This window comes from Meiothermus luteus, assembly GCF_003574085.1.
Lineage (GTDB): Bacteria > Deinococcota > Deinococci > Deinococcales > Thermaceae > Meiothermus > Meiothermus luteus.
On sequence record NZ_QWKZ01000108.1, the window covers coordinates 1 to 8,614 of the forward strand.

General features: G+C 69.0%; 9 protein-coding genes and 2 pseudogenes. All 11 read left to right on the forward strand.

Going from position 1 to position 8,614, the window contains the following annotated elements:
- Positions 1–148: pseudogene (locus Mlute_RS16215) on the forward strand (branched-chain amino acid ABC transporter permease); the annotation flags it as partial.
- The gene (locus Mlute_RS12780; RefSeq protein ID WP_119360997.1) at positions 145–1,095 is read left to right on the forward strand and encodes a branched-chain amino acid ABC transporter permease; all 951 of its coding nucleotides are present in this window, start codon (positions 145–147) and stop codon (positions 1,093–1,095) included. The pseudogene Mlute_RS16215 and the gene Mlute_RS12780, both read left to right, overlap by 4 nt.
- 40 nt (positions 1,096–1,135) lie before the next feature.
- Positions 1,136–1,582: pseudogene (locus Mlute_RS16635) on the forward strand (ATP-binding cassette domain-containing protein); the annotation flags it as partial.
- An 81-nt stretch (positions 1,583–1,663) separates the two neighbouring features.
- Positions 1,664–2,536, forward strand: a complete 873-nt coding sequence (locus Mlute_RS16640; RefSeq protein WP_407942654.1) for an ABC transporter ATP-binding protein — start codon at positions 1,664–1,666, stop codon at positions 2,534–2,536.
- A gap of 8 nt (positions 2,537–2,544) precedes the next feature.
- On the forward strand, positions 2,545–3,879 hold the full coding sequence (locus Mlute_RS12790; protein WP_119360999.1) for an aromatic ring-hydroxylating oxygenase subunit alpha: 1,335 nt from the start codon (positions 2,545–2,547) through the stop codon (positions 3,877–3,879).
- A gap of 8 nt (positions 3,880–3,887) precedes the next feature.
- Entirely contained in the window at positions 3,888–4,400 is a 513-nt protein-coding gene (locus tag Mlute_RS12795; protein ID WP_119361000.1) for an aromatic-ring-hydroxylating dioxygenase subunit beta, read from the forward strand.
- A gap of 10 nt (positions 4,401–4,410) precedes the next feature.
- Positions 4,411–4,665 carry a dihydrodiol dehydrogenase gene (locus tag Mlute_RS12800; protein ID WP_119361001.1) on the forward strand — a complete coding sequence of 85 codons (255 nt, stop codon included), beginning with the start codon at positions 4,411–4,413 and terminating at the stop codon, positions 4,663–4,665.
- Complete coding sequence (locus Mlute_RS12805) at positions 4,658–5,857, forward strand: 4-hydroxybenzoate 3-monooxygenase (protein WP_119361002.1); 1,200 nt, start codon at positions 4,658–4,660, stop codon at positions 5,855–5,857. Before Mlute_RS12800 ends, Mlute_RS12805 begins: the two co-directional genes overlap by 8 nt.
- Before the next feature lie 90 nt (positions 5,858–5,947).
- Positions 5,948–6,931: a catechol 2,3-dioxygenase gene (locus Mlute_RS12810; RefSeq protein ID WP_119361003.1), complete on the forward strand. Its 984-nt coding sequence runs from the start codon at positions 5,948–5,950 to the stop codon at positions 6,929–6,931.
- A 1-nt stretch (position 6,932) separates the two neighbouring features.
- Positions 6,933–7,589, forward strand: a complete 657-nt coding sequence (locus Mlute_RS12815) for a GntR family transcriptional regulator (protein WP_119361004.1) — start codon at positions 6,933–6,935, stop codon at positions 7,587–7,589.
- Entirely contained in the window at positions 7,586–8,497 is a 912-nt protein-coding gene (locus Mlute_RS12820; protein WP_119361005.1) for a DUF6282 family protein, read from the forward strand. Before Mlute_RS12815 ends, Mlute_RS12820 begins: the two co-directional genes overlap by 4 nt.
- The last annotated feature ends 117 nt before the right edge of the window (positions 8,498–8,614 follow it).

Below are 8,614 nucleotides of genomic sequence, written 5' to 3' on the forward strand. Positions count from 1 at the left end.
GGCCTTCTGGGGGGCCATCCTGGTGGGGCTGGTGGACGGGTTCGGGCGGCTTTTCCTGCCCCAGGTGGCGATGTTCTTGATCTTCGCCCTGATGGCCCTGGTGCTGGCCCTGAAGCCCGAGGGGCTTTTGGGTAGGAGGTTGGCATGATGGCCGGTCTAAGCGAGGTTCGCCGGGCACGAGGGGGCTCCCAGCGGCTGGCCTTGCGCGTCGGGCTGGTGGTCCTTTGGTTCGTGCCGCTGCTCTTGGGCGGATACCCCCTCTACTTAGCCACCGAGGCCGCCCTGCTCGCGGTGGCAGCGGTAGCCCTGGGCCTGCTCCTGGGCCATGGGGGGGTGCCCTCGCTGGGCCAGGCGGCCTTCCTGGGCCTGGGGGCCTACGCGGTGGGGCTGGCCCTCAAGGCCGGCCTGCCGCTCCTTTTGGCCCTGGGGCTGGCGGTGCTGGTGGCGGGGCTGTTTGCCCTCCTCACCGGGCTTCTGGTCTTCCGCACCCACGGGATTTTCGTCTTGATGTTGACCCTGGCCTTTGGGCAGATGGTCTACTCGGCGGCGTACAAGTGGAATGCGCTTACCGGCGGCGACGACGGGCTGAGCCTCTCGGGGCTCTCCCTCCACCCAGGCCTTTTGCACCTGGGGGCGATGGCGGTCTTGCTGGCGGTTCTGCTGGGCCTGGGGCGGCTCTTGCAGACCCCCTACGGCAAGACCCTGGAGGCCATCCGCCAAAACGAGGAGAAGATCCGCTCGCTGGGGGTGCCGACCTTCTACTACAAGCTCTCACTGTTCGTGCTCACCGGGGCCCTCACCGGACTGGCCGGGGGCGGGCTGGCCCTGCACCGCAGCTTCATCAGCCCCCACGACCTCTTCTGGCTGACCTCGGCCACCCTGATGGTGATGGTGCTCCTGGGGGGCAGCCGGGGCCTGTGGGGGGCGGCCTTTGGGGCCTTGCTCTACACCTTCGTGCAGTCCTGGGTCAGCTCCTTCACCGATTTGTGGGGGGTGTTCGTGGGGCTATTGCTGATCGGCACGGTGCTCTTCGCCCGCGAGGGGCTTTGGCCCCTTTTGGAGCGGCGGTTTGGGGGTGAACGTGGAGGCGCTTAGGGTTGAGGGCGTGGAGCGGGCCTTTGGGGGGCTGTTGGCCCTGGCCGGGGTCAGCCTGCAGGTAGCCCCGGGCGAGCGCCGGGCGGTGATTGGGCCCAACGGCGCGGGCAAGAGCACCCTTTTTAAGGTGGTGGCGGGAGAGCTGCGCCCCACCCGGGGGCGGGTCTACCTGCGGGGGCGCGAGGTGACCGGGGTGCCCCAGGAGCGGGTGGCGCGGCTGGGGCTGGGCCGCACCTTTCAGCGCTCCAACGCCTTCCCGGAGCTGTTGGTCTGGGAGAACGTGGCCCTGGCCTACCAGGCCGCCCGGGGCCGAAGCGGCCACTTCACCGGCCCGCTTTCGCCGGGCCCGGAGGTGGAGGCGGCGCTGGAGCAGGTGGGCCTGAGCGAGCGGGCCGGGGTGGAAGCCGGGCGGCTCTCGCACGGGGAGAAGCGGCAGCTCGAGATCGCCATGGCCCTGGTGCAAAGCCCCCAGGTGCTGCTGTTGGACGAGCCCCTAGCAGGGCTTTCCGGGGCCGAGCGGGAGCGGATTGGCGAGCTCATCCTGGGCCTGGACCCCCGGATGACCGTAATGCTGGTGGAGCACGACCTAGAGTACGCGCTCAGGTTCGCCCAGCGGGTCACGGTGCTGCACTACGGCGAGGTGGTGGCCGAGGGCGAGCCCGAGGCCATCCGGCAAGACCCCAGGGTGCAGGAAATCTATGTGGGCCAGGGCTGGGGGGTGGATGGGGCCCTCCAGAGCGCCCCGGGCGGCGAGGTTTTGCGCTGCCAGGGGCTTTCGGCGGGGTACGGGCCCATGCGGGTGCTGGAGGGGGTGGGCCTACAGGTGGGCCAGGGGGAGGTGGTGGCCCTCTTGGGCCGCAACGGTATGGGCAAGACCACCCTACTCTCGGCCCTGATGGGCCTTCTGCCCCTGCAAGCGGGCGAGGTCTACTTCCAGGGCCAGGGTGCAGGCCGCCTGCCCGCCCACCGCCGGGCGGAGCTGGGGATGGCCCTGGTGCCCCAGGGGCGGCGGATGTTTGAGGGGCTTTCGGTGGAGGAGGAGCTGCGCATGGCGGCCTGGGGGCAGCAGGGCCGCTGGACGCTGGAGCGGGTGCTGGAGGCCTTCCCCCGGCTGGCCGAGCGGCGCAAGAGCCCTTCCCGTGCGCTCTCGGGAGGGGAGCAGCAGATGGTGGCCATCGCCCGGGCCCTTCTGCGCAACCCCAAGCTGGTCCTGATGGACGAGCCCACCGAGGGGCTCTCGCCCCTGATGGTGCGGCAGGTGGCGGAGGTGATCCGCACCCTGAAGGCCGAGGGCGAGACGGTCTTGCTGGCCGAGCAGAACGTGCAGATGGCGCTGGCGGTGGCCGACCGGGTCTACATCCTGGAGCACGGCGAGATCGTCTGGGAGGGCCGCCCCCAGGAGGCCAGCGGCGCGGTGCTGCACCGCTATCTGGGTGTGTGAGGTGGGATATGGCCAAGGTCAAAACTGGGGTCTCTCCTCGGCTTAGCCGGATGCTGGAGGAGCTGCAGGAGGGGATAGAGGACGGGCTGGTGCCGGCCTGGATTTTCAACGACCCTGAGCTTTTTGAGCTGGAAAAGGAGAGGATTTTCAGCCGCTCCTGGGTCTACCTGGCCCACGAGTCGGAGATTCCCAAGCCCGGCGACTACGTGCTGCGCTACGTGCTGAACAACCCCTACATCCTGGTGCGGGGCGAGGATGGGGTGGTGCGGGCCCTTTTGGACATGTGCCGCCACCGCGGGATGCGGGTCTGCCGGGCCGAGCTGGGCAACGCCAGCCATTTCCGCTGTCCCTTCCACGGCTGGACCTACCGCAACGACGGCCGGCTCATAGGGGTACCGGCCGAGCGCGAGGCCTTTGGGCAAGACTTCAACAAGGAGGAGTGGGGGCTGGTGCCCATACCCCGGCTCGAGGCCTTCGATGGAATGATCTTCGGCAACCTCGACCCCGAGGCCCCGAGCCTCGAGGAGTGGCTGGGGGACATCCGCTGGTACTTAGAGCTCGTCACCAAGCGCAGCCCGCAGGGCCTCGAGGTGCTGGGCCCGCCCCAGCGCTGGGTGGTCCACACCGACTGGAAGCTGGCCCTGGAGACCTTCCTGAGCGACAGCTACCACACCCTCATGACCCACCGCTCGCTCATCGAGCTGGGCATCGCCCCCAAGGACGCCAAGTACGCCATGTATGGCGAGCAAATTCACATCCCCGGCAAGGGCCACGGCAGCATGGTGGTGGGGGCCCCGCCCGGGGCCAAGCTGCCCCCCTTCTGGGGCTACCCGGAGGAGATGCTCGAGCGGGCCCGCACCTCCTACCCCACCCGCGAGCAGTTCGAGACCGCCCGCGAGACCCGCATCCTCCTGGTCACCCTTTTCCCCAACTTCTCCTTCCACAACCCCATCCGCAAGCCCGACCACAAGTACCAAGGCGCCGTGCCGATGCTCACCTTCCGGGTCTGGCACCCCTTGGGTCCGGGCCGCATTGAGATTTTCTCCTGGGCCCTGGTGGAAAAAGACGCCCCGGAGTGGTTCAAGGAGAAGACCCGGCACTCCTACCTGCGCTTTTTCGGCTCCTCGGGCACCTTTGAGCAGGACGACACCGAGATCTGGAGCCACGTGGCCCACAACGCCGCCACTACCCAGGGCCGCCACCTGCGCTTCAACTACCGCATGGGGCTCAAGCTCGAGCCCGACCCCAACTGGCCCGGCCCGGGGGTGGCCTACGGGCTCAACTTCACCGACGCCAACATGCGCAACTTCCACCGCCGCTACTTGGAGATGCTCCTTTCCTGAGGTGAACCGTGGAACGTACCCAGGCCCTACTCAACTGCCTCTACCACGAGGCTGAGCTGCTCGATGAGGGGCGCTACCGGGAGTGGCTGGCCCTGCTGGCCGAGGACGTGCGCTACCGGGTGCCGGTGCGGGTCACCAAGGAGCGGGGCCCGGAGGGCGGGGTGAGCGGGGTGATGGAGGGGATGTACCACCTGGACGAGGACTACACCTCCCTCGAGATGCGCGTGGCCCGGCTCGAGACCGGCTTCGCCTGGGCCGAAGACCCCCCCTCCCGGCTGCGCCACTTCGTGACCAACGTGCGCATCGGTGAGCCCCGGCCCACCCCCAAGGGCGAGGAGAGCGAGGTGCGCTCCAACCTGCTCATCTTCAGAAGCCGCTGGGACCGGCCCGACTACACCTTCCTCTCCGCCGAGCGCCGCGACGTCTGGCGGCAGGAGGAGGGGGGCTGGCGGCTGGCCTGCCGCACGGTAATCCTGGACAGCGCCACCCTGCCCACCCACAACCTCTCGTTCTTCTTCTAGGGGAGGTTTTGTGTTCACCCTGACCAACGAGTTCACCACCGTGACCATTGAGAAAGTCCAGACCCGCAACGGCGAGCGGCTGCGCATCAGCGCCCCGCGCATGGGCTACAGCGTGGAGCTCGACCCCTTGGAGCTCGAGGCCCTGACCTGGCAGCCGGTGGAGACCTTCTCGCGGCTGCTCTCCACCCCCTTCGGCCCCGACGAGGACGGGGTGGAGGCCCGGCCGCTTTCCGACCTGATTCTTTTTGGAGGGGAGCATGGCTAAGGTGGGCATCGTGGGGGCGGGGCCGGCGGGGCTGTTGCTGGCCCACCTGCTGCACCGCGAGGGGATTGAGGCGGTGGTGCTTGAGGCCAGAAGCCGCGAGTACCTGGAAACAAGCCCCCACCGCATCCGGGCTGGGGTGCTGGAGTGGGGCAGCAAGGAGATTCTGCGCCGGGCGGGGCTGGGCCAGCGGATGCTCGAGCAGGGCCTGGAGCACCGCGGGGTCTACCTGGCCTTTGACGGGGCCCTACACCGGCTGGACTTCCCCAGCCTCACCGGCAAGAGCATCTGGGTCTACGGCCAGCAGTTCGTGGTGCAGGACATGATAAGGCTCCACCTGGCCCAAGGCGGGGAGATTCGCTTTGAGCACGAGGTGCTGGGCCTGGAGGAGGACGCCGGGGGCCTTTGGGTGGTCTACCGCACCCCCGAGGGCGCCACCGAGCGGATGCGCTGCGACTTCGTGGTGGGGGCCGACGGCTCGCACAGCCGGCTGCGGGGCCAGATACCGGGGGCCCGGCTGCACCAGAAAAACTACCCCTTCGCCTGGCTGGGCATCCTGGCCGAGGCCCCGCCCGCCGCCGAGGAGCTGATCTACGCCAGCCATCCCCGCGGCTTCGCCCTTTTCAGCATGCGCTCGCCCACCCGCTCGAGGAACTACCTGCAAGTAGGGGTGGAGGAGCGGCTCGAGGACTGGCCCGAGGAGCGCATCTGGGCTGAGCTCAGCGAGCGGCTTGGGGGGGTGGCCGAGGTGCGCCCAGGGCCCCTCTTGGAAAAAAGCCTCACCCCCTTGCGCTCCTTGGTACTGGAGCCCATGCAGCACGGCCGCCTCTTCCTGATGGGCGACGCGGCCCACGTGGTGCCGCCCACTGGGGCCAAGGGCATGAACCTGGCCCTCTGCGATGCGGTGCTTTTGTACCGGGCGCTTTTGGCCTACTACCGCCAGGGCGAGGAAGGCCACCTATTGCGCTACACCCAGGAGGCGCTGCGCCACGTCTGGCAGGCCGAGCTTTTCTCCTACTTCATGACCACCCTGCTCCACACGCCCGTCGACGCCTTCGACGACGGCCTGCGCACGGCCCAGCTTCGCCACCTGGCCGAAAGCCCCCACCTCCAGCGCTTTTTGGCCGAGAACTACGTGGGCCTCCACACCAGCGGGCGCTACCCCGGGTGGGTGGGGGAGGGGGTCTTGGCCTAGCCCAGGGGCCCTTCCCTGGGCGTTTATCGCACGGATTGTTGACAATGTGGTTGACCAGTAGCTAAGATGCGCGAATAAGGAGGTTTTGGTATGTCCGAGGAAGTTGAACCAGGTGCCTGGCCCTACTGCGACCTGGCCCATCTGGCCCACCTCGAGCTTCTGACCCCAAAGCTGGATGAAAGCCTCCGCTTCTTCACCGAGGTGATGGGCCTCTGGGTGAGCGAATCCACCGCCAACTCGGTCTACCTGCGCGGCTGGGACGACTACGAGCACCACACCCTGAAGCTCACCGCCGCCCCCAAGCCCGGGCTGGGGCACTTCGCCTTCCGGGTGCGGAGCCCCGAGGCCCTAAAGCGGCGGGTGCGGGTTCTGGAGCAAAGCGGGCTGGGCCAGGGCTGGGTGGAGGACGAGCGCGGCCACGGCCCGGCCTACCGCTTCACCACCCCCGACGGGCACCTGATGGAGCTCTACTACGAGACCACCTGGTACACCCCCACCGAGGCCAGCCGGCCCGCGCTAAAGAACCAGGCCTCCCGCTTCCCCGGCAAGGGGGCCAACCTGCGCCGGCTCGACCACATCAACCTGCTGGCCTCGGACGTGCGGGCCATGCGGCTCTTCATGGAGGGGTACCTGGGGATGAAGGTCACCGAGCAGATCGTCTTCAGCGGGGGGGACGAGCAGGGGGTCTGGCTCACCAGCAACAACAAGACCTACGACGTGGCCATCACCAAAGACCACCTGGGGGCCAAAGGCCGCTTCCACCACTGCACCTACGCGGTGGACAGCCGCGAGGAGGTCTTGCGGGCGGCGGACATCTGCTTGGAGCACGGGGTCAAGATCGAGACCGGGCCGCACAAGCACGCCATCCAGCAGACCTTTTTCCTCTACGTCTACGAGCCGGGGGGCAACCGCTTTGAGGTGGCCTGCCCGGGGGCCCGGCTCCTGTTGGCCCCGGACTGGCGACCCATCGTCTGGAACGAGGAGGAGCGCAAGAAGGGCCAGGCCTGGGGGCTGCAGACGGTGCCCACCTTCCACACCTACGGCACCCCCCCGGTAGAGACCCAGGAGGCCTGAGATGGCGGTGACGGAGCGGGCTACCGAGACCCAGAGCGCCTACCTTCTGGTGCGGCGGGCCATTCTGGCCGGGGAGCTTCTGCCGGGGCAGCGCCTGGTGGAAAAAGAGCTCTCCGAGCGCTTCGGGGTGGGGCGGGCGGCCATCCGCACCGCCTTGGCCCGGCTCGAGCAGGAGGGCCTGGTGGAGAGCGAGCCCTTCCGGGGGGCCCGGGTGCGCACCATCGGCGAGGCCGAGGCGGTGGAGATTCTGGAGGCCCGCGCCGCGCTGGAGGCCCTGGCCGCCCACCACGCGGCCCAAAAGGCCACCCCCGAGCAGGTCGAGGCCCTGTGGGCCATCCACCGCCAGATGGAGGAGCGCCACCGCGGGGGCGACCTCTTGGGCATGTCCGAGCTCAACAGCCTGCTCCACCGCACCTTGGTGGAAATCTCCGGCCACCAGACCGCGGCCCGGCTCATCGAGGGGCTGCGGGCCCAGGGGGTGCGGCACCAGTTCCACACCATTCTGGTGCCGGGCCGCCCCCAGCAGTCTTTGGAGGAGCACCGCCGGATCATAGCCGCGGTGGCCGCCCACCAACCCGAGGAGGCCGAGGCCGCCATGAAGGCCCACCTGGGGGGCGTCATCGCGGCCCTCAAACGCATCGGAAGGAGCACCCTATGACCCCCAGCGAACGCGCTATCGAACTGGTGCGGGGCGCTTACGACCTGCACGTACACATCGAACCCGACGTAATTCCCCGCCGTACCCACGACCTCGAGCTGGCCCAGCGCTTCCGTGAGCGGGGCCTGGCCGGCTTCGTGCTCAAGTCCCACTACGTCCCCACCGCCGAGCGGGCCCTCTTGGCCCGGCGGGTGGTGCCGGAGGTGGAGGTGCTGGGCAGCCTGACCCTGAACCACGGGGTGGGGGGGCTGAACCCGGTGGCGGTGGAGATCGCCGCCCGCGAGGGGGCCCGCGTCGTCTGGCTGCCCACCGTGGACGCGGCCAACGAGGCCCGCGAGGCCGACGTCCTGCCCCCGGAGAAAAAACCCCTGTGGGCCAAACTGCAAGCGGAGTTTCGCCAGGCCGGCCTGCCGCTTTGCCCCATTGAGGCCCTCGACGCCAACGGGCGGGTGGTGCCGGCCCTGCGCCAGGTGCTGGGGGTGGTGGCCCGGCACGGCCTGGTGCTGGCCACCGGGCACCTAGGCCGCCAGGAGATTCTGAAGGTGGTGGAGGCGGCCTTGGAGGAGGGGGTGCGCCAGATCGTGGTGACCCACCCCGACTACCCCACCCAGGCCCTACCCATCCCCGAGCAGCGCTGGCTGGCCCAGCAGGGGGCCTACCTCGAGCGCTGCTTGGTGCCCTCCTGGAGCGGCAAGGTGCCCTGGGAGCGGGTGTTTGAGGCCATCCGGGCCACCGGCCCCGAGCAGAACGTGCTCTCCACCGACCTAGGCCAGCCCAAGAATCCTCCCGTAGAGGACGGGCTGGCCCTCTTCGCCGACAAGCTCTTGGAAGCGGGCTTTGCTGAGGACGAGGTGCGCCATATGGCCGTGACCAATACCGTGAAGCTGGCCAAAGGAGGCAAAGCATGAAGCGGATGCTGGTCTTCAGCGCCCACGCCGCCGACTTCGTCTGGCGGGCCGGGGGGGCCATCGCCAGCGTGTGCGCCCAGGGGGGTACGGCGCGGGTGGTGGCCCTGAGCTACGGGG